Source organism: Polaromonas eurypsychrophila (genome assembly GCF_014641715.1).
Classification (GTDB): domain Bacteria; phylum Pseudomonadota; class Gammaproteobacteria; order Burkholderiales; family Burkholderiaceae_C; genus Polaromonas; species Polaromonas eurypsychrophila.
Genome location: NZ_BMIG01000003.1, coordinates 23532 through 43099 on the forward strand (window position 1 = coordinate 23532; position 19568 = coordinate 43099).

At 60.8% G+C, this 19568-nt stretch carries 14 protein-coding genes; 7 read left to right on the forward strand and 7 right to left on the reverse strand.

The features are described from left to right. Nucleotides 1-191: 191 nt before the first annotated feature. From IEX16_RS05030 to apbC, 5 genes are all read right to left on the reverse strand, one after another. Nucleotides 192-812 (reverse strand): TorD/DmsD family molecular chaperone, encoded by a 621-nt coding sequence (locus IEX16_RS05030; RefSeq protein WP_188707249.1) that lies wholly within the window; start codon nucleotides 810-812, stop codon nucleotides 192-194. 280 nt (nucleotides 813-1092) lie between these two features. Then, a complete protein-coding gene (locus IEX16_RS05035; RefSeq protein ID WP_188707251.1) occupies nucleotides 1093-3234 on the reverse strand; it encodes a 4Fe-4S binding protein in 2142 nt (713 codons plus the stop codon). Continuing rightward, entirely contained in the window at nucleotides 3164-3865 is a 702-nt protein-coding gene (locus IEX16_RS05040) for a DUF3306 domain-containing protein (protein ID WP_188707253.1), read from the reverse strand. The genes IEX16_RS05035 and IEX16_RS05040 overlap by 71 nt, the downstream gene beginning before the upstream one ends. After that, a complete protein-coding gene (locus tag IEX16_RS05045) occupies nucleotides 3858-4370 on the reverse strand; it encodes a DUF3305 domain-containing protein (RefSeq protein ID WP_373288291.1) in 513 nt (170 codons plus the stop codon). The genes IEX16_RS05040 and IEX16_RS05045 overlap by 8 nt, the downstream gene beginning before the upstream one ends. A gap of 196 nt (nucleotides 4371-4566) precedes the next feature. Beyond that, complete coding sequence (gene apbC / locus IEX16_RS05050; protein ID WP_188707257.1) at nucleotides 4567-5658, reverse strand: iron-sulfur cluster carrier protein ApbC; 1092 nt, start codon at nucleotides 5656-5658, stop codon at nucleotides 4567-4569. A gap of 166 nt (nucleotides 5659-5824) precedes the next feature. Here apbC and metG point away from each other — a divergent pair, with 166 nt between their 5' ends. After that, complete coding sequence (gene metG / locus IEX16_RS05055; protein ID WP_188707259.1) at nucleotides 5825-7906, forward strand: methionine--tRNA ligase; 2082 nt, start codon at nucleotides 5825-5827, stop codon at nucleotides 7904-7906. A 7-nt stretch (nucleotides 7907-7913) separates the two neighbouring features. Here metG and IEX16_RS05060 read toward each other — a convergent pair whose 3' ends face one another. After that, on the reverse strand, nucleotides 7914-9671 hold the full coding sequence (locus IEX16_RS05060; RefSeq protein ID WP_188707261.1) for a sensor domain-containing diguanylate cyclase: 1758 nt from the start codon (nucleotides 9669-9671) through the stop codon (nucleotides 7914-7916). A gap of 146 nt (nucleotides 9672-9817) precedes the next feature. Between IEX16_RS05060 and IEX16_RS05065 the strand changes: the two genes are divergently transcribed. Then, entirely contained in the window at nucleotides 9818-11488 is a 1671-nt protein-coding gene (locus IEX16_RS05065; RefSeq protein WP_188707263.1) for a SulP family inorganic anion transporter, read from the forward strand. A gap of 74 nt (nucleotides 11489-11562) precedes the next feature. On the opposite strand, the gene bamE is transcribed toward IEX16_RS05065, so the two are convergent. Next, nucleotides 11563-12087, reverse strand: a complete 525-nt coding sequence (gene bamE, locus IEX16_RS05070; RefSeq protein WP_188707265.1) for an outer membrane protein assembly factor BamE domain-containing protein — start codon at nucleotides 12085-12087, stop codon at nucleotides 11563-11565. Between the two features lie 125 nt (nucleotides 12088-12212). Between bamE and IEX16_RS05075 the strand changes: the two genes are divergently transcribed. From IEX16_RS05075 to IEX16_RS05095, 5 genes are all read left to right on the forward strand, one after another. Next, nucleotides 12213-12431 (forward strand): DUF3460 family protein, encoded by a 219-nt coding sequence (locus IEX16_RS05075; protein WP_188707267.1) that lies wholly within the window; start codon nucleotides 12213-12215, stop codon nucleotides 12429-12431. Between the two features lie 93 nt (nucleotides 12432-12524). Continuing rightward, nucleotides 12525-13397, forward strand: a complete 873-nt coding sequence (locus tag IEX16_RS05080) for a segregation and condensation protein A (protein ID WP_373288278.1) — start codon at nucleotides 12525-12527, stop codon at nucleotides 13395-13397. Nucleotides 13398-13776: 379 nt separating this feature from the next. Beyond that, a complete protein-coding gene (locus IEX16_RS05085; protein ID WP_229676196.1) occupies nucleotides 13777-15540 on the forward strand; it encodes a ShlB/FhaC/HecB family hemolysin secretion/activation protein in 1764 nt (587 codons plus the stop codon). 52 nt (nucleotides 15541-15592) lie between these two features. Continuing rightward, on the forward strand, nucleotides 15593-18424 hold the full coding sequence (locus tag IEX16_RS05090) for a two-partner secretion domain-containing protein (protein ID WP_188707268.1): 2832 nt from the start codon (nucleotides 15593-15595) through the stop codon (nucleotides 18422-18424). A gap of 436 nt (nucleotides 18425-18860) precedes the next feature. Beyond that, the gene (locus tag IEX16_RS05095; protein WP_188707270.1) at nucleotides 18861-19406 is read left to right on the forward strand and encodes a hypothetical protein; all 546 of its coding nucleotides are present in this window, start codon (nucleotides 18861-18863) and stop codon (nucleotides 19404-19406) included. Nucleotides 19407-19568 lie beyond the last annotated feature (162 nt).

Consider the following 19568-nt stretch of genomic DNA (forward strand, 5'->3'; position numbering starts at 1 on the left):
CTCCAAGGAAGCTTGCTATGAAATGATTGGCATGCCTACTTTACGTCACTCCTACTTACACGGCAAGACGGTATCTCTATCAAGCGTACTCTTAAGGGAAAACGATAGGGGAAGATAAGTAAACTTAGCTTTGACCTCAATAACACCTATCGGACAAAACTGTTTCATTTTGAGAAAACAGACCGCTATTTTCAGACCAGCATGTCAAAAGCTTGCGCTTCAACGCTGAAAAAAACCTGCGTAAATCCTGCCGCACTGCGGTAAAAATCTGACTTCGGATGGGCGACAACTGCGTCGCACAACATGCTGAGCCACGGCTGAAGATGGCGTGCAAAAAACTCGCGCTGGCGCGTCAGGTTGGCAACTTCCACATCCTCGCCCGCAATCAGGTAACGCATGACCTCGCACAGGTAAGCCAGATGGTCTTCGGTCTCGGACATGGCATCGTCGCGCGCCAGACCCAGCGCGTCGAGATCGGTGCGCAGGGCGGCCAGTGGTTTCTCATTGAGAAACCCGCTGAGGTAGTGAGAACCAAACAGGTAAACCTCAGGCTTGCCAACCCCGCCGAATAACACATCGTATTCTCTGGCGATGGCCTCGTGCGACAAATTTCGCGCGGCTTTTACAAGCTCACCCCACGGCGCTTCAAGCAGAGCCCCCGCAGCGGGCGCTTCGGTCACAGCCACCCGGAGATTGTCCAGCAGCTCTGCGGAAGGCGGCGCGTAATACAGCGCTGCCAGCAGTCCATAAACTTCGGCGCGGGCGGTTTCTTCGTCAAGGCTTGACGACAGGAGTTGGGCTGGCAGGGTCATGGCAATACGGGGGTTAGGGCCTTTTCACACTGTTTATACAAGTGCGAACGCGGTGAAAACAGCGCCAATCAAGGCGCGCGACGACACCCAGACTGGGTGTCTGGGTTAGGAGTGCAACAACGAGTGGCGTTGTTTTCACCGCGTTCCCTTCGAGTTGCGGCCAAAAAGGCGGTGCGCAGTGTTGCAAAGCCTTGCCGGGCTCCAGCCCGGCTGCATTTTGCGCCTCACGCATGACCTTTTTGACTCGCAACGCATCTTGTATCAATAGTGGGAACAGGCCCTAGCGGATATCGGTGATCTTGACTTCGTTGTCGGCCGAGTAGATGTCAATGACGCGGCAGTCACTGCACATCTTCAACCGCTCTGCCGCCGCGCCCTGGAACATGGCGTGGCCCGCAAGTTTGCCCAGCATGGATTCAATCGCTTTAAGGGTACCGAAAGGTTTGCTGCAGCGTATGCACTGGTAGGGCTGGCTCTCGTTGAGCACCCGCGCTTCCTTTCGTTGCGGTGTAAGCAGCAAGCGCGGCGCCAGCGTGATGGCATCTTCCGGACAAGTCGTGGCGCACAGGCCACACTGCACGCAATTTTTCTCGATGAACTTGAGCTGGGGCCGCTCCGGGTTGTCCTGCAACGCACTGGCCGGACAGGCACTGACACAACTCAGGCACAGCGTGCAGGCCTGCTTGTCGACGAGCAGGCTGCCAAACGGCGAGCCCTTCACCGGAAGTTCTATCTGCTCAGGCAAAGACATTGGCGCCTGCGTCATCAGGTGGTCCAGCGCCATGTCCAACGTGCTGCGTTTTTCCTGGGCTACCGCAAACCGGGCCGCTGCCGCCGGGACCACCGGCTGGTGACCAGCCAGCTTTTTGAGGCTGGCATCAAGCGCGGCCAGCGCCGCGACGTCTGGCGCACCAGACCCTTGCAGCAAGTGAAAGTGCAGGCCGGTGTAGCCCATGCCATGGAGCACAGCCTGGGCCACCGCCATTTGCTCCGCCAGTCCCGCCAAGTAGGCGGGCGCCTCTTCGTCGGTCACCAGCACAGCCACCTGGGATGCCCCAAATGCAATGGCGCTGAGCCAGAGGTCCAGTCCCACACTCGCGGTGTGCCACAAGGCCTGGGGAATGATGTTGGCGGGCATGCCCTGCAGATTTTTGTGCAACTGCGCAGCGCGGCCCAGCGCTTCGACAGCCTGCTGACCGCTGCCCTGGCTGTGAAATAACACCACAGCCTGGCGGCCACCGGCCTTGGCATAGGTGGCCAGCAAGGTCTTGATGCGCACGCCCTGCTCGCTGGCGCGCGGGTAGGCATAGGTCAACGCACCGGTGGGGCAAACCGTGGTGCAGGCGCCGCAACCTATGCACAGGTTGGGGTTGACAATAATCTGCTGGCGCTCTTTCTGGCTGCTGACGGCGCCTGCGGAACAAATATCCACGCAGGCATTGCAGCCGATGGTTTCGTTGCGGCTGTGGGCACACAGTGTTTGTTTGTAAGCGAAAAATTTGGGCTTTTCGAACTCACCCACCAGGTCACGCAGCTTGACCACCGTCGCCAGCAGGCCAGGAGAAGCCAGGCCTTGCGACGCCTCCAGGGCAAAGTAGCCTTGCGGCGGCGCATGCAGCGCCACCAGCGGTGTTGCCCCCATGTCGAGCACCAGGTCGAAAGCCTCGCTGAGCGGCTGGGGCTCGCGGCCAAAGTCAATGGCGCCGGCCACCTTGCAGACAGCTACGCAATCGCGGTGCGAAGTGCACTTGTTGCTGTCGATCTGGTAGCTGAGGTCTATCGCCCCTTCGGGGCACACGGCAACGCAGGCATTGCAACGAGTGCACAAATCCAGATCAATCGGGTTGCTTTTGTCCCACCTGACTTCAAAGGCACCGAGCCAGCCGGTGAGACTGAGTTTGTCGCCACTGATGACCGGGTACTTGCGTTCCTGGACGGGAAAGCCGGGCTGCGGCTGAGGGGAAACACCGCACGCAAAAATGGTCACGTCCAGCGTGTCGGCGACCAGCGCCGCCACCTGTTCGGCCTGGTCCAGCACGCCAACGATGAGCAGCCGGCCCGTGCTTTTGTAGGTCACCGTGGCCACAGGCTCCGCGTCCGGAAGATATGCCGCCGCAAGCAAGGCGGCAATCTTGGGCATGGCGCGCGCAGCGTCCCTGCTCCAGCCACCGGTTTCGCGGATGTTGACGAATTTAACCACCGAGCTGGCGCCAGCCGTTTGCTGCCCAACTTCAGCGAACAGACGTTTTTCCTGGGTACAGGCGACGATGACGTCATCGCCCGACTGAACCGCTTTCTGAAAGGCACCCGCCTCGCGCCTGCACAGCGCCGAATGGAGGGTCAGGGTTTCATTAAGTGCTGCGCCCAGCGTCTGGGGCTGGAGCGGCATGGTCTGGTTGCAGTCGCAAATCAGTGTGGGCATGGTCTTCTTGGCTGGCGCCGGAGCCAGGCACTGGCTCGAGTTGGCTCGAATGGTCGGGGTGGAGCAGGTCCGGAGGGCTTATGTCTGGACTTTCATAGGACTGTGCCACGGTTTGATCCGCAGGAAAATTCGCATTTTCCCGCGGTAAGGCAGCCTCAGGGGTTTTCTGAGCGTCCGCATCTTCTTCTTCAGCGTCGAACAGCTTGAGAAACTTCGAACTGGTCATCTGCCGCAGCATGGATTCGGGAATGGGATCGGACTTCGAATAGTCGTCGATGTAGATATCGAGACCATCCATGATGTTGAAATGCGGGTCGGCAAAGAGTTTCTTCATCGCCGCATTGCGCACTTCAGGGCCAACGTTGCCCGCCATGAAGGGTTTGAAGTCCGAGTCCTTGTTCAACAGCTTTACATCTTCAAGCGACAGGATTTTTTCAGGCCCGCTGGCGGCTTCGGTCACGGGCGCCCGTGCTGACGTCACCGCGCCCTGTGGCAAAACTGCCGCTGGAACCGCGATCGGCGTGGGCACTGTCGGCAAAGGCGGCACGGGGTCGGCCAGCGGCTTGCCCTGCGCGACGTCCGTCTTGCGGCGCGCCCAACGGCCCAGAAATCCGGGAGACTCTTCAGCCATGGCCACCGCCTCCAAACTTCTTGTCGGTGCTCACGCGCGCCGGATTGCCAAACCTGTCCTGCAGTGGCTTGAAGCTTTGCGGGCGTTGACGGCGTTTGGCCTCCAGCACGTAATGGGCACCCACAAAAGCCTGCACCCACTCCACCACCTCGCGCGGCGCAGCCACCTGCTCCACTGTTTCCTGCGCGTCGAGCCAGCGCCCGGCATCGTGATAGCTGAGCGTCACGATCTGCGGCACGGCAACCGGCTCTTCGGCCAAGGCGGGCTCTTCTTCCATGCGCCACACCACCCAAAAACAGGGCTGGGACGTGGACACGTTGAGGTAATAACCCTCCGCGTCGTCGGTGAAAAGCTCGACCTTGAAGCCGGGGTGCAACCAGCGCTCCTCGTGCTCGTCCTTGAGCAACAGGCGCGGTTGCGCACCAAAGCCGTCTTCCTGGGGCACGATGTCGGCAAGCGACCAGCGCCAGGGTTGCCACCGGTTGTCGATGCGCTCGCGGCGCATGATGACCGCCACCGCCACACAGGGGCGACGAACGGTCTCATTGACACCGGGAGACTGCAAGGCAAATTCAGACATGCCCGCAGTGTACGGCGGTCTTCATGTGCATTTGGGCGCAACACCTTTGACGCACACCCGATGAAAGGGCATTGGAAGCGCGGGGTTCATCTCCGCCGCCTGCCAGCGAAGCGGACAAGTTTTAAGTGTCTTTGGAAATCTTGATGGTCGGAAATTTGGCGGAAAAATCTTTCGCCTTGGCGGCAATGGTGATCGCCACCTGGCGCGCCACAGCCTTGTAGATGCCGGCGACTTCGCCGTCGGGGTCGGCCACCACGGTGGGGCGACCATTGTCGGCCTGCAGACGAATCTGCATGTCCAGTGGCAACGCACCCAGGTAACTCATGCCGTAATCGGCCGCCATCTTCTTGCCACCGTCCTGACCAAAAATATGTTCGGTGTGACCACAGTTGCTGCAGATGTGAACCGCCATGTTTTCAACAATGCCCAGAATCGGCACGCCCACTTTTTCGAACATCTTGATGCCTTTTTTGGCATCCAGCAACGCAATGTCTTGCGGCGTGGTGACAATCACCGCGCCCGTCATGGGCACCCGCTGGCTCAGCGTCAGCTGGATGTCGCCGGTGCCCGGCGGCATGTCAACAATCAGGTAGTCCAGGTCGCGCCAGTTGGTCTGCCGCAGCAACTGCTCCAGCGCCTGGGTGGCCATGGGGCCGCGCCAGATCATGGCTTCGTCCTGCGCCACCAAAAACCCAATCGACATCACCTGGATGCCGTAGTTCTCCATCGGCTCCATGTTTTTGCCGTCGACGCTTTCGGGACGGCCTTCGATGCCCATCATCATTGGCTGGCTCGGGCCGTAAATATCGGCGTCGAGCAGGCCCACACTGGCACCCTCTGCGGCCAGGGCCAGCGCAAGGTTGACGGCGGTGGTGCTTTTGCCCACGCCACCCTTGCCGGATGCCACCGCCACGATGTTTTTGACGTTGGGCAATAACTGCACGCCGCGCTGCACGCTGTGGCTGGCAATCTTGAAACTGACGTTGACCGACACATTGCCCACGCCGGCCACGCCCCTGGCTGCCGCGATCAGCAGCTTGCGGATGCCGGCAAGCTGGCTCTTGGCCGGGTAGCCGAGCTCCACGTCAAAGGCCACATCGTCGCCGGTTATCTGCAGGTTTTTCAGCGCCTTGGTGCTGACAAAATCCTTGCCCGTATTGGGATCCAGCACGCCTTGCAGGGCGTTCAGGATGGCCTGTTGTTCTACTGCCATGGGGAAAAGTCTCCGATTGATTCTGACAAGGTGGCCGGGGCCGACAGGATTGCAGCCAAGTCTAACGCCGCAGGCCAAACAGGGGGGCCATGGGGACTTGCCGCCGCCGGTTGAGCCCGCCGACTTAAAATCGCCGGTTAGCCTCAAAAGCCACGAAGCCCCCCTTATGTCCCAGCGCCGCCTTTTTGTCACCACCGCCCTGCCCTACGCCAACGGCAACTTCCACATCGGCCACATCATGGAGTACATCCAGGCCGACATCTGGGTGCGCTTCCAGCGTATGCAGGGTCACGCGGTCAATTTTGTCGGTGCCGACGACGCGCATGGCGCGCCGATCATGATTGCCGCCGAAAAAGCCGGCAAGACGCCGCAGCAGTTTGTGGCCGACATCGCCGCCGGCCGCAAGCCCTACCTCGATGGCTTTCACATCAGCTTTGACAACTGGCACTCCACCGACGCGCCAGAAAATCACGAACTGGCGCGGCAAATTTACCTCGACCTGAAGAAGACCGGTCTGATAGCGACGAAAACCATAGAGCAGTTTTTTGATGCCGAGAAAAACATGTTTCTTCCTGACCGCTACATCAAGGGCACCTGCCCCAAGTGCGGCACCAAGGACCAGTACGGCGACAACTGTGAAAACTGCGGCGCGGTGTACGCACCTACGGACTTGATCAACCCCTATTCAGCTTTGTCGGGCGCAACGCCTGTTCTCAAAAATTCAGAGCATTTTTTCTTCAAGCTGTCTGACCAGCGCTGCGTGGAATTTCTTGAGAGATGGACCCAGGACGGCAAGTTGCAGCCCGAGGTGGCCAACAAGGTCAGGGAGTGGTTCAGCGTTCGCACCAATCCCGACGGCAGCCAAAGCGAAGGCCTTGGCGATTGGGATATTTCCAGGGACGCGCCCTACTTTGGCATCGAAATTCCTGACGCACCTGGCAAGTATTTTTATGTCTGGCTGGACGCGCCGGTGGGTTACCTGGCTTCACTGAAAAACCTGCTCGACAAACGCGGCGAAAGCTACGACGACTACATGGCGGCGCCGGGTCTGGAGCAGTATCACTTCATCGGCAAGGACATCGTCACCTTCCACACCCTGTTCTGGCCGGCGATGTTGCATTTCAGTGGCCGCAAGACGCCGGACAACATCTTTGTGCACGGCTTCCTCACAGTGAACAACGGTGAAAAGATGAGCAAGAGCCGCGGCACCGGCCTGGACCCGCTCAAGTACCTGAGCCTGGGCATGAACCCCGAATGGCTGCGTTATTACCTGGCGGCCAAGCTCAATGCGAAGAATGAAGACATTGACTTCAATGCCGATGACTTCATGGCGCGGGTCAACAGTGATTTGGTAGGCAAATACATCAACATTGCAAGCCGCGCGGCAGGGTTTATCGCCAAGCGATTTGACGGCAAGCTTGGCGAGATTTCCGCCGATGGCGACGCCCTGCTGTCCGTACTGACCGACCAGAAGGACCCCATTGCGGCGCTGTATGACAACCGGGAATTTGCCAAGGCGCTGCGCGAAGTCATGTTGCTGGCCGACCGGGTCAACGCCTATGTGGACCAGAACAAGCCCTGGGAACTCGCCAGGAAGGACGGTATGGATGCCCGCCTGCAGGATGTCTGCACGGTTTGCATCGAGGCTTTCCGTTTGCTAACGGTTTACCTCAAGCCGGTCCTGCCGGCCCTGGGTTCGGAAGTAGAAAACTTCCTGAAAACCGGGCCCCTGGGTTTTGCAGACGCCGAAGCCAGTCTGGGCAGGGGCCATGTGATCGGCGATTACAAACACCTGATGCAACGCGTTGACATCAAACAACTCGATGCACTGTTTGAGCCTCCAGCCCATACGGAAAAAGCGCAAGCAGCTATCGAATCCATAGCGCCGGGCGGCGAAGAACTGGCCCCCACCATCACCATCGACGACTTCAGCAAGATCGACCTGCGCATCGCGCTCATCGTCAACTGCGAAGCCGTCGAAGGTTCCACCAAGTTGTTGCGCCTGACGCTGGACGTGGGCGAAGGAAAAATGCGCAACGTCTTCAGTGGCATCGCCTCTGCCTACCAGCCCGCCGATCTGATCGGCAAACACACGGTAATGGTGGCCAACCTGGCGCCGCGCAAGATGAAGTTCGGCGTCAGCGAGGGCATGGTGCTGGCCGCCAGCCATGCCGATGACAAGGCGCAGCCCGGCATTTATGTGCTGGAGCCGGTAGCCGGCGCCCAGCCCGGCATGCGGGTCAGATAAGAGCAGTTCAGACCACGAAGCGCAGGGCCTTGCCCGGCCGGGCCGCGAGTTCGCTGACTGCCGCTTCCAAAGTCTGCAGCAACAACGCCACGCCCTGGGCCTGGAAAGGCGTGGCCGCCACCGCCACCTTGAGTTGAAGCACCGTGCCCGGCGGCAGGATGTCACTGGGCGCCAGTCCGCGTGCAATCAGCCGCTGGCCGATCTCGGCGACCTGATCACGCGTGAAATGGCCTTCAAGAATCACCACAAAATCACCGTCACGGTGGCGCGCCACCGTGTCGCCCTCGCGCACCACGTGAGTGACGCAGGCGCCTGCATGGACCAGCGCGGTTTGCGCGACCTGCAGGCCATACTCGGCGCGTATTTCCTGAATGTTGCCGATCCGCACACGCAGCACGACGCCGGCCTCCGGGTCGCGCTGCTGGTGGTGTAGCAGGTGCTCCAGCCGTGCCAGCATCACCCGATGGTTGGCCGCGCCGGTCAGTGGGTCAACCCGCGACAGCGCGCCCACCCGCACCTGGTTGTCGCGCCGCTCGCGGCTGCGCAGGTACAACGCAATCAGCAGCAGCGGGATCTCGACAGCGGCGCCAATTTGCGCACCATACTGGGTCCAGAACGACAAAGGCACCAGTTGCATGTTGCGCAAAATAGGGAATACCGAGCCGGCCAGCACCGCCACAATGCCGGCCAGTATCCACAGGCCCACACGCGGAATGCGCCAGGCGTACCAGTGCGCGACCCCCAGGTACACGATAAAACTGGCGATGTAGTAAGGGCCGGAGAAAGCAAAAACCGGATCACGCCCAATAAATACAAAACACAAACCCAGCACGCTGCCCACCGCTGCCATGGCCAGCATCAGTCTGCTGGCCCAGGGGGCACCACGTTCGACCACCAGTTCACGCATGAACAGGTGGCCCAGCGCAGCACCGGCCATCGGCAGCACATTCGATGCAGCATCGTTCCACCACGGGTTGCGCGGCCAAAAGTATTCGCCGGCCAGACCGGTCAAGGACATCTGCCCGACGGCGATGACAGCAACATAAGCGGCGTAATAAGAATGAATCGAGTCGCGCCAGGTGTAGGCGTTGACGACGCAAAGCAAGATAACCAGCCCCACCAGCCCGAGGTAGGCCCCCAGCAGCAAATGCCAGCGTTTGCTGGACTCCTGGAAGTCGCGCATGCTCCAGAGCGTCCAGCGCACATTGATGGGGTGGCTGTGCTGGACGCGCAGGTAAGTCGGGCGGATCTCGCCCGGCTGCTGCACAAACTCGAAAGCCGGGTGCAAATAATGCAATGGCCAGCGGGCTACCGCGATCGAGTCGCCCGAATATTCGGCATGCCAGTTGCTTTCCTCGCTGGGGCGGTACAACTCGACCCGGTTCATGCCGGGGTGCGGCACGGCCAGCACCCGGGAGGTGGGAACAATCACTGCCGGCAGACTGAGCTGGTACCACATCGAAGCCGGCCCGCCCGTCGGCATGATGCGGTCAGGCTGGGCCGCCGAGCCCTCGCCACGCTCAAAGCGCTGCCATATTTCGTGGGTCGTCTGCTGCCCGGAGGCATCAATGAGGACCAGGCCATTGCCGTGCGGGCCAATCCATTGCCAGGTCCCCTGCGAGCTGGCGTGCGACGCCTGAATCGGCGCGGCCAGCACCAGCAGCGCAGCCGCCAGCAGCAGCCCCACGCCGCGGCGGCTGGCCACACTGCTGCGCAGTTCAGGACAAGGAAAAGTCAGTATCAGCCGATGGAGAAAAAGGTACATGAAAAACGGGGCAGCGGCTTAAGATAGACATCGATAGTAAAAAATCCGGCCTGCGTCACCAGGCCATCTCGTACTTTAACAAGTGGCTTGCCGCCTGACCATCCCACATTTGCAGAATGCAGGGCTCAGACAATCTGAATTTTCCGATGAATCTGCCTGCGTACCTTGCCCCCTTCCGCCCCCGCATCTTCTCTGCCCTTAACGGCTACACGCGTGAGCGCTTCGGCAAGGACCTGGGCGCCGGCCTGACGGTGGGCATCGTGGCCCTGCCGCTGGCCATGGCTTTTGCCATTGCCTCGGGCCTGTCGCCCCAAGCCGGCATCTGGACCGCCATCATTGCCGGTGGCCTGATTGCCCTGCTGGGTGGCTCGGCGGTGCAGATCGGCGGGCCAGCCGGCGCCTTCATCGTGATCGTCTACGGCATTGTCGAGCGCTATGGCCTGCCCAACCTGCTGATCTCCACGGCCTGTGCCGGCGTACTGCTGTTTTTGCTGGGCCTGCTCAAGATGGGGACGCTGGTACGTTATGTGCCGGTGAGCATCGTGGTGGGCTTCACCAACGGCATTGCCGTGCTGATTGCGCTGTCGCAGCTCAAGGAGCTGCTGGGCCTGGAGATCGCCAAAATGCCTGCGGATTTTTTCTCGCAGATCAAGGCCATAAGCAGTAACCTCGACTCCTTCAACGCCTACGCGCTGGGCCTGGGACTGGTGTGTTTTCTGGGGCTGATCCTGTGGCCCAAGCTTTTTGCGCCGCGTGATACGGTTGGCAAGGGTTTGGCGGCGCGTCTGGTCAAGGTGGTTCAGGCGGTCGAAGGTGTGCAACTGGTTCGGGCCACCCGCGCGGCGTCTCGCGTGCCGGGGCCCATCGTTGCGCTGGTCACCCTGACGGCGTTTGCTTTTTTCCTGAGCCTGCCGGTCGAAACCATAGGCTCGCGTTTCGGCGGCATCCCGCGCGCGCTGCCGCCGTTTGCGCTGCCGGACTTTTCGTGGGACACGGTGCGCCTGCTGTTTGCGCCCACGCTGACGATTGCCATGCTGGGCGCGGTGGAGTCGCTGCTGTGCGCGCGTGTGGCCGACCAGCTCTCGGGCCTGCCCAAACACGACCCGAACCAGGAACTGATGGCCCAGGGCGTGGCCAATTTTGTCGTGCCTTTTTTCGGCGGCATGCCTGCCACCGGCACCATCGCCCGCACCGTGACCAACGTGCGCTCCGGCGCCACCTCACCCGTCGCCGGGCTGGTGCATGCGCTGATGCTGGTGCTGATCGTTCTGGCCGCCGCGCCGCTGGCCATGCATGTGCCGCTGGCGGTGCTGGCCGGCATCCTGCTCTATGTGGCCTGGAACATGGGCGAATGGCACGAGTTTGTACTGATGCGCCAGTACAGCAGCCATTACCGCCTGCTGATGCTGGGCACCTTCCTCCTGACAGTGGTGTTCGACCTGACGGTGGCGCTGCAGGTCGGGCTGTTGCTGGCCTGCGTGCTGTTTGTGCGGCGCATGAGCAGCCTGTTCCAGGTGGTGGAAACCGCGCGCAGCGACGAGTCGATCTGCTTCCAGCTCTACGGCTCGCTGTTTTTTGGTGCGGTCGCCAAGATTGATCCCATTCTGTCTGCGGTCGAAAGCGCGCCGCGCGGCCTGCTGGTGCGGCTTGATGCGCAATCGCTGCAGTCGCTGGATGCCTCGGGCCTCGATGTGCTGGGGCAGTTGCACAAGGCCATCGTGCTGCGCGAAGGCCGCTTGGTGATGTCCGGCCTGAACGCGCAGCCGCGCCGCGTGATGGAGCGATCCGGCTTTCTGTCCAAAATCGACGAAGCCTGAAACGCTATTAATTAGATAGCTACTTGCATAGGTAACGAAACGGCTGGAGGCCGATTTAACCCTGTTCTGGCGCTTCAGGTCACGTTGCCATTGACGCCCGGCTGGCTTTCGTCGGGCACCGACCCGGTCCGCAGCACCCTCAGGTCGCTGTCGAACTCGACCCGAAAAATCCGCGGCGTGTTCGGCCCGTCGCTGTAGCGCCACTCGTAATGGGTCTCTCGCTTCAGGGCCATCGGCGTGATTTTCATCGGCTTGCCCAGCATCTTGCGCACCTGCTCCATGGGCATGCCGGGCAGCACCAGCGCAAAGTTCTGCGGTGTCAAGACCTGGCGCAGGGCGCTCATTTTTCCATCGGGGCCGATAGTGATCATGTAGTTGACCTGGCCCTGGGGCTGGCGGTTGTACTCCAGGGTACGTGCGCCGGGCTGGGCTGCGGCGCCCGGAAAGGGGTTGCCGGCGAGGTCGGCGGCACTCCAGATCTTTTCAGGCTCGCCGAACTTCGTGCGCACGTCAGCCTCGGTGGCCACGCCCTCCTCCAATAGCGCAATGTGCTGAGGGTCGCAACCCACCAGACCCAACAGGGCCGATAACAATCCCATGACAACGAGCCACCTTGTGAAAGGCAGGGATGCCGGCGCCGCTTTCCCGGGGAAAGCAAAAAAAGGCAGGTGCATGGCGGTCCCCGGTAAAATCAGCAAACTTCAGCTTAAGGCAGTTTAATCCCATGTCCATCTTCGCCCGGCCGCACTACACCTCGGAAGTCACCAGCTTCATCGAAGAACTCAAGGCCAACAAGCCCTCGCTGGAGGCCGAGCAGCGCCAGGGGCGCGCCATCTGGTGGGACAAGAAGCTGGATCTCACCGAGCAGGCCGACTACCTGGACGCCGCCGTTGCGCAGCAGCCCTATGTCTACGGCACCAGCGGCCACCCGAACAGCAAATAGGCCTCAATTCATGGTCAAAAAGGCCTCCAGCCCATGCTGTGCAGGCGCTGATAGCTATTTTTTTGATAGCGACTGAGCCCCGGCCACATCGCCATGTCCAGCATCACCGAACTGCCACCCTCTCCGTCCGAGCCCGGCCAGCCCACTGGCGTACTGACGCTGCCCGGCATGCCGGGCGTGGTCGACCAGGTGGCGCTGGCCAAGCTGTATGGCGAGCCGTTGTTTGCGATGCCGCAGGACCTGTACATCCCGCCCGACGCGCTGCAGGTTTTCCTGGAAGCCTTCGAAGGCCCGCTGGATTTGCTGCTGTACCTGATCCGCAAGCAGAACTTCAACATTCTGGACATCCCGATGGCGGCGGTCACGCGCCAGTACCTGGTCTATGTGGATGAAATCCGCAGCACCAACCTCGAACTGGCCGCTGAATACCTCTTGATGGCGGCCATGCTGATCGAGATCAAGTCGCGCATGCTGCTGCCGCCGAAAAAGGTGGCCGGCGGCCAGGAAGCGGAAGACCCGCGCGCCGAACTGGTACGCCGCCTGCTGGAGTACGAGCAAATCAAGCTGGCCGCCCACAAGCTCAACGAAATTCCGCAGTACGGCCGCGACTTCCTGCGTGCCCAGGTCTATGTCGAGCAGGCGCTGCAGCCGCGTTTCCCCGATGTCACCGTGGTGGATCTGCAGGAGGCCTGGCGCGACATCGTCAAGCGCGCCAAGCTGGTCCAGCACCATGTGATCAGCCGTGAAGAACTCTCGGTGCGCGAGCACATGAGCATCGTGCTGCGCAAGTTGCAGGGTCGGAAGTTTGTCGAGTTCGAGCACTTGTTCGACCCGGCCCGCGGCATGCCGGTGCTGGTGGTGACCTTCATCGCCCTGCTCGAACTGTCCAAGGAAGGCCTGACCGACGTGACCCAGGCCGAGGCCTATGCGCCCATCTATGTGCGCTTGGCTTACACGCCGGCCTGAATGAGTTGCGGCACAAGATCTGCGCCGGTTCAGCCCACCTTGCACAGTAACTATTGCTCCGCGGCGACCGGGCAGCAGAGTCTTGCGCCTTGCCGATTCGTGGTTCGTGGTTCGTGGTTCGTGGTTCTGCCACAACAGTCCCAGCGCTGGCATGAAGTTACATGGGCCGAACGACGACGCCCGATAAGAGGCAAGTCTCGCGCAGTATCTGCCCGGTAATAACCCTAGTCGCATCCCTCAACGAATCGGTAAACTGAGACCGACTTGGGCTTGTTCGAAATCACGCCGCGTGTGCAGGGAGGCAACAAGTCCTGCCCTCCTACAGCTTATTACTCTCTTTACGCTTATGCTCCACTTGCAATTAAAAAAAGTACCCACCATGAAAAAAATGCTCCCCAACCTACCCAGTGAAATTCACTTCACGCGACCACGTCGCCGCCGGGTAAGCGATATTTTCTCCGCCGAGGGACGGCTTCCTGTAAAAATCAAACTCCTGCCGCTGGCACTTCTGGCCCTGAGCCAAAGTCTGTATGCCCAGCAACCGCCGACAGCCGGCAGCCAGATGCAGCAGATTCCCGCGGCCCCCGTGCTGCAGAAGGCGCCGCCCGAAATTCGCATCGAACGAGGTACGGCGCCGGTTCTCCCCGGCGTTGACGAGGCGAAAATCCTGGTTCGCAGCCTCCGCGTCACCGGTGCAAAGGCCTATACCGAAGCTGATCTCATTGCGATCACGGGCTTCACGCCAGGGACCGAACTCACGCTCACCGACCTGCGCGGCATGGCGTCCAAGATCACGACGCACTATGCCAAGAACGGCTATTTCGTGGCCCGGGCCTACCTGCCCGCGCAGCAAATAACGGACAACGCCGTCACCATCGAAGTCAGCGAAGGTCAATACGGCAAGATCATCCTGCGCAACCAGACCAACCTTTCCGATGCTCAAGCCAACCGCCTGCTGGGCGGCCTGAACAGCGGCGACCCGATCACCAACGACCCGCTGGAGCACCGCCTGCTGCTGCTCTCCGACACGCCCGGCGTCAATGTCAAATCGACGCTGGTTCCAGGCGCCGTCCCGGGAAGCTCCGACCTGATTGTTGACGTCACGCCGGGAAAACGCGTGAGCGGCAGCATAGACGCCGACAACGCAGGCAACCGCTATACCGGCGAGTACCGCGTCGGGGCGACCGTCAACCTCAACAATCCGCTGGGCTTGGGCGACGTGGCCAGCGTGCGCGCCGTTACAACGGGCTCGGGGCTGAACTATGGCCGTGCGTCTTACCAGGTGCCATTCGGTAAAGCGACAGCCGGCGTCTCTTACAGCCGGCTTGAGTATGAACTGGGCAAGGAGTTCAAACCCCTGCAGGCCAACGGCACGGCGGAGGTGGCGAGCATCTACGGCATCTATCCGCTGATCCGCACGCGCAACGACAACCTTTACGTCCAGCTCGCTTACGAAGCCCGAACCTTCGAGGACAGGGTGGATTCAATTCCGTCGGTCACCGACAAACGGGCAGACGTGGTGCTGGCCAGCCTCTATGGCAACCACAGGGACAACCTGGGCGGCGGCGGCATCAGCGCTTATTCGCTGACCTTGTCGGCCGGCAAGCTCGACATCCAGACGCCGGCGGCGCTGGCCGTCGATGCGGCAAGCGCCCGAAGCAACGGCTCCTACAACAAGCTCAGCTTCACCGCAACACGGCTGCAACGCGTCACGAATGTCGTGTCACTCTACGCCTCCATCAGCGGCCAGGTCGCTTCGAAAAACCTCGACTCCTCGGAGAAGATGGAACTCGGCGGCATGAACGGTGTGCGGGCCTATCCTGTGGGTGAAGCCCTGGGCGACCAAGGCTACCTGGTGAACCTGGAAGCCCGCCTGCTGCTTCCCAACACAGCGCAGAGCTATCCAGGGCAGGTGCACCTGATCGGCTTCGTCGATGGCGGCAGCGTCACCCTTCACAAAAATCCGTGGGTAGCCGGGGACAACCAGAGAAATTTGGGCGCTTACGGTGTTGGCGCTAGCTGGGGCGAACCTGACAATTTCCTGGTCAGAGCGTACTACGCCCGCAAGCTCGGGAACGAGAACGCAATTTCAGCGCCCGACAAATCGGGTCGATTCTGGATCCAGGCCATCAAATATTTCTGATCGCGACGAGCCGACACGGCACGGATTTGACACAGCATTTAAGGACCCACCCATGAACCGCATTCACCAATCTATCTGGAACGACAGCTCAGGCACCTTTGTCGCTGCATCTGAAAGTGCCAGCAGCGCGGGCAAGAAAAAATCGTCGCGCACAACAGGGCGCGCCGGCGCAGTGAGCTTCGTTATCAACGCCCTGTCAGCCGGCCTGATGCTCACCTTTGGAGCGTCCGTTCACGCCCTGCCCCAAGGCGGTGTGGTTGCGGCAGGGGTTGCCACCATCGCCAGCGGCGCATCGGCCACAACCATCACCCAGTCGACGGCCAACGCGGTGATTAACTGGCAGAGCTTCGGCATCGCCGCCGGCCAAACGGTGCAGTTCGTACAACCCAACAGCAGTTCGGTGGCCCTGAACCGCGTGTTGGGCGCTGATCCTTCCAGCATCATGGGCAGCCTCTCTGCCAACGGCAAAGTTTTCCTGCTCAACCCCAACGGCATCCTGTTCGGTAGCGGCGCATCGGTCAACGTGGGCGGGCTGCTCGCCTCCACCTTGCGTATCACCGACTCGAACTTCATGGCAGGCAACTATGCCTTCACGGACGCCGGAAGCGGCACGGTCGTCAACCAGGGCAGCATCAACGCGGCCGATGGCGGTTATGTGGCCCTGATGGGTAAAAGCGTCAGCAACCAGGGGGTCATTTCAGCCAAATTGGGCTCGGTGGTGCTGGCAGCCGGCAACGCCATCACCATGGACGTAATTGGCGACGGTCTGCTCAATGTTTCAGTGGCCCAGGGCGCGGTCAACGCCCTGGTGGAGAACGGCGGCATGATACAAGCCGATGGCGGCCGCGTGCTGCTGACGGCGCAAGCGGCAGGCGACCTGCTGAAAACCGCAGTCAACAACACCGGCGTGATTCAGGCTCAGACCATCGAGAACCGCAACGGCACCATCCTGCTTCTGGGCGACATGCAAAGCGGCACCATGAGTGTGGGCGGCACCCTGGACGCCAGCGCCCCTAACGGCGGCAACGGCGGCTTTATTGAGACCTCCGCTGCGAATGTGAAAATTCCGAACGACGTCAAAGTCACCACCGCCGCACCCCTGGGGCTGACCGGTACCTGGCTGATCGACCCGGCGGATTACACCATCGCCGCAACGGGAGGTGATATCACTGGCGCACAACTCAGCGCCAACCTTATCAACAACAACGTCATCATCATGAGCAGCTCTGGCGCCGCCGGCGTCAATGGTGACATCAACGTCGCCGATACCGTCAATTGGTCTGCCAACAAGCTGACCCTTAACGCTCAGCGCAACATCAATATCAATACCGCCATGAATGGATCGGGTACCGCCAGCCTGTCGCTGCTTTATGGCCAGGGAGCTGTCGCCACTGGTAACGTGGCCACATACAACGTGCTGGCACCGATCAATCTTCCCGCTGGTCCGAATTTCACCACCCAACTAGGTTTTAATGGCGTGCCGGTCAATTACACCGTCCTCACTAATTTAGGCGGACAAGGCAGCATTACCACCACCGACCTGCAGGGTATGAACGGCAATCGGGCGGGAAACTATGCTCTGGGCAGCGATATCAACGCCACCGCGACCAGTGGTTGGGGCGGCGGCTTTGATCCGGTGGGCAACACGATTGCAAACCCCTTCTCCGGAAACTTCGACGGACTGGGCCATACCGTCACGGGACTCACGATTGCGCGCCCGTTGACGGATAACGTGGGCCTATTCGGTTACGTCGTCAACACGCCCGGCGCCATGTTGAAAAATGTGAATTTTTCTGGCGGCAGCGTGACGGGCGGCAGCTACGTCGGCACTTTGGTTGGACACATCAACGGCGACATTTTTAACAGCCACTCCAAGCAAAACGTGGTGGGTGCCAGCTACGTCGGCGGACTGGCAGGATGGAGCACGGGCAACATCACCAACAGCTCCACCACAGGCAGGAACGACGCCACGGGCGACTATGTCGGCGGGCTGGTAGGTTGGATCACCGGAAACATCACCTGCTGCTTCGCCACGGGGCCAGTGACGAGCTCCGGCGCCTACGTTGGCGGACTGGCGGGTTGGATCACCGGCGACGCCAGCAGAAGCTACGCTACCGGAGCCGTAAGGACTCAGGGAGCCTATGTTGGCGGGCTGCTGGGCTGGAGCACCGGCGACACCAGCAACAGTTACGCTACTGGATCAGTATTCACTGCTGGCGCCAACGTCGGCGGCTTGGTGGGATGGATAGCTGGTACCAGCAACATCTCTAACAGCTACTCTGCGGGGCAGGTAACCGGGGTCCCCGCCACAACCGGTGGCCTGGTTGGACTGAAAATCGCTGGCCCTGGCACGGTCAGTAACAGTTACTGGGATACCCAAACGTCCGGGCAACCTAACAGCCAAGGCGGTGTGGGAATGACCACCGCCAACATGAGGATTCAAGGCAATTACATCGGATGGGACTTCGCCAACATTTGGAATCCGCCGACCGGAGTGAGCTATCCCACCCTGCAAGCTTGTCTGGCCCCGGCGACCTGGACAGCGGTGCCGCCGCGGGTCATCCCGGGTGTCATCCCGGGTGTCATCCCGGGTGTCATCCCGGGTGTCATCCCGGGTGTCTTCCCGGGTGTCATCCCGGGTGTCTTCCCGGGTGTCATCGCGGATGTCGGTGGAGAACTTCCTTATATTGAACTGGCCGCACCAGTGCTGGCAACTTTTGCGTCGTATCGGCCCGGCCTGATGCCGACCTTTGCTTCCGACGCTGGCGACGTCTTTTTCGTAGTCAAGCAAGAAGAGGTGATTGCCCCCACGGTCATACCATTGATACAGCCACCTCCACCCTACGTCGCGCCTCCGTATGTGTCCAAACCGACGCGTAACTGATCACCACGGGACTTCACCACAAGTGACTAATCAAGCACAGGAACCGGCCGGTCTGGGGGTGCCCGTTTCGCCTAGACGTGATGAGGACATGAGAAGCGCCCCGAAAAGAAGGGGGCGCAGTCTCGGGGTGGGCTGGCAGCGTTCAAAGTTTTCCCTGCACGGCCTTGGACGCACAGGCATCGCAGGCCCTGGACTTCGGCTGGCCCTACTGGCAGCAAGTCTTTCTCTCTCGCCAGCCTTTGCCGCCAAGGATGGCGAGCGGCTTCCCAGCCCGAGCCTGATCTCTGCAGAGCCATCTACGTCAGCCACCTCCAATCATCAAACGCAACGCGTCCAGGGCGGTCGCCTTAAGCGCGCCCACTTTGGGCAGGAGCGTGCTTCCCCGGAGGCCTCGCACGTCGCCGACTGGATTGTCGACTCCGGAGACAACCAGGGCATGCCCTTTATGATTGTGGATAAGGTCCATGCCAAAGTGCTGATGTTTGATGCCAACGGTCGGCTGCAAGGCACTGCGCCAGCGTTGCTTGGTCTGGCGCGTGGCGACGATTCTGCACCCGGCATCGGTGACCGGAAAATATCCAGCATTCTCCCCGAGGAGCGCACGACAGCTGCGGGACGTTTCGTAGTGTCGCTTGGTCGCGATAAGCATGGCCAGGAATTCCTCTGGATTGATTACAGTACAGCCCTCTCGCTGCACCGGGTCGTCAAGGGCAAACCCAGCGAGCAACGCGCGCAACGTCTGCAAAGCGCATCACCGAAGGACAACCGCATCTCCTACGGCTGCATCAACGTGCCAGTCAATTTTTACGACAAAGTGGTTAGCCCCGCCTTTACCGGCACCAATGGCGTTGTTTACATTCTTCCGGAGACCCGGACAGCACAGGAAGTTTTTGGGTCGTACGACGTCAACAACCAGCAGGCACAAATCGCGAAAAGTCCGGATAGCAAGCTTGCCGGGCCGGCAGGCGACCCCATCAAATAGGCTTGCTGCTCCTGGCGCGGTGCCGGGCTATCAGCGCATGGTGGATTACAATTGCGCTGCTCCGGGGTGCAGCCCGACCATGTTGGTCGGGTCGCTGAGATGGCCAAACCCAAACCCGTGAACTTGAATCGGTTCGTACCGACGTAAGAAGAGCTGACTGCA

What these genes read in the sequence shown, in the direction of transcription:
- IEX16_RS05030 (WP_188707249.1), bottom strand. Translation starts at nt 812, where the DNA reads ATGACCCTGCCAGCCCAACTCCTGTCGTCAAGCCTTGACGAAGAAACC.
- IEX16_RS05035 (WP_188707251.1), bottom strand. Translation starts at nt 3,234, where the DNA reads ATGCCCACACTGATTTGCGACTGCAACCAGACCATGCCGCTCCAGCCC.
- IEX16_RS05040 (WP_188707253.1), bottom strand. Translation starts at nt 3,865, where the DNA reads ATGGCTGAAGAGTCTCCCGGATTTCTGGGCCGTTGGGCGCGCCGCAAG.
- IEX16_RS05045 (WP_373288291.1), bottom strand. Translation starts at nt 4,370, where the DNA reads ATGCGCCGCGAGCGCATCGACAACCGGTGGCAACCCTGGCGCTGGTCG.
- apbC (WP_188707257.1), bottom strand. Translation starts at nt 5,658, where the DNA reads ATGGCAGTAGAACAACAGGCCATCCTGAACGCCCTGCAAGGCGTGCTG.
- metG (WP_188707259.1), top strand. Translation starts at nt 5,825, where the DNA reads ATGTCCCAGCGCCGCCTTTTTGTCACCACCGCCCTGCCCTACGCCAAC.
- IEX16_RS05060 (WP_188707261.1), bottom strand. Translation starts at nt 9,671, where the DNA reads ATGTACCTTTTTCTCCATCGGCTGATACTGACTTTTCCTTGTCCTGAA.
- IEX16_RS05065 (WP_188707263.1), top strand. Translation starts at nt 9,818, where the DNA reads ATGAATCTGCCTGCGTACCTTGCCCCCTTCCGCCCCCGCATCTTCTCT.
- bamE (WP_188707265.1), bottom strand. Translation starts at nt 12,087, where the DNA reads ATGGGATTGTTATCGGCCCTGTTGGGTCTGGTGGGTTGCGACCCTCAG.
- IEX16_RS05075 (WP_188707267.1), top strand. Translation starts at nt 12,213, where the DNA reads ATGTCCATCTTCGCCCGGCCGCACTACACCTCGGAAGTCACCAGCTTC.
- IEX16_RS05080 (WP_373288278.1), top strand. Translation starts at nt 12,525, where the DNA reads ATGTCCAGCATCACCGAACTGCCACCCTCTCCGTCCGAGCCCGGCCAG.
- IEX16_RS05085 (WP_229676196.1), top strand. Translation starts at nt 13,777, where the DNA reads ATGAAAAAAATGCTCCCCAACCTACCCAGTGAAATTCACTTCACGCGA.
- IEX16_RS05090 (WP_188707268.1), top strand. Translation starts at nt 15,593, where the DNA reads ATGAACCGCATTCACCAATCTATCTGGAACGACAGCTCAGGCACCTTT.
- IEX16_RS05095 (WP_188707270.1), top strand. Translation starts at nt 18,861, where the DNA reads ATGCCCTTTATGATTGTGGATAAGGTCCATGCCAAAGTGCTGATGTTT.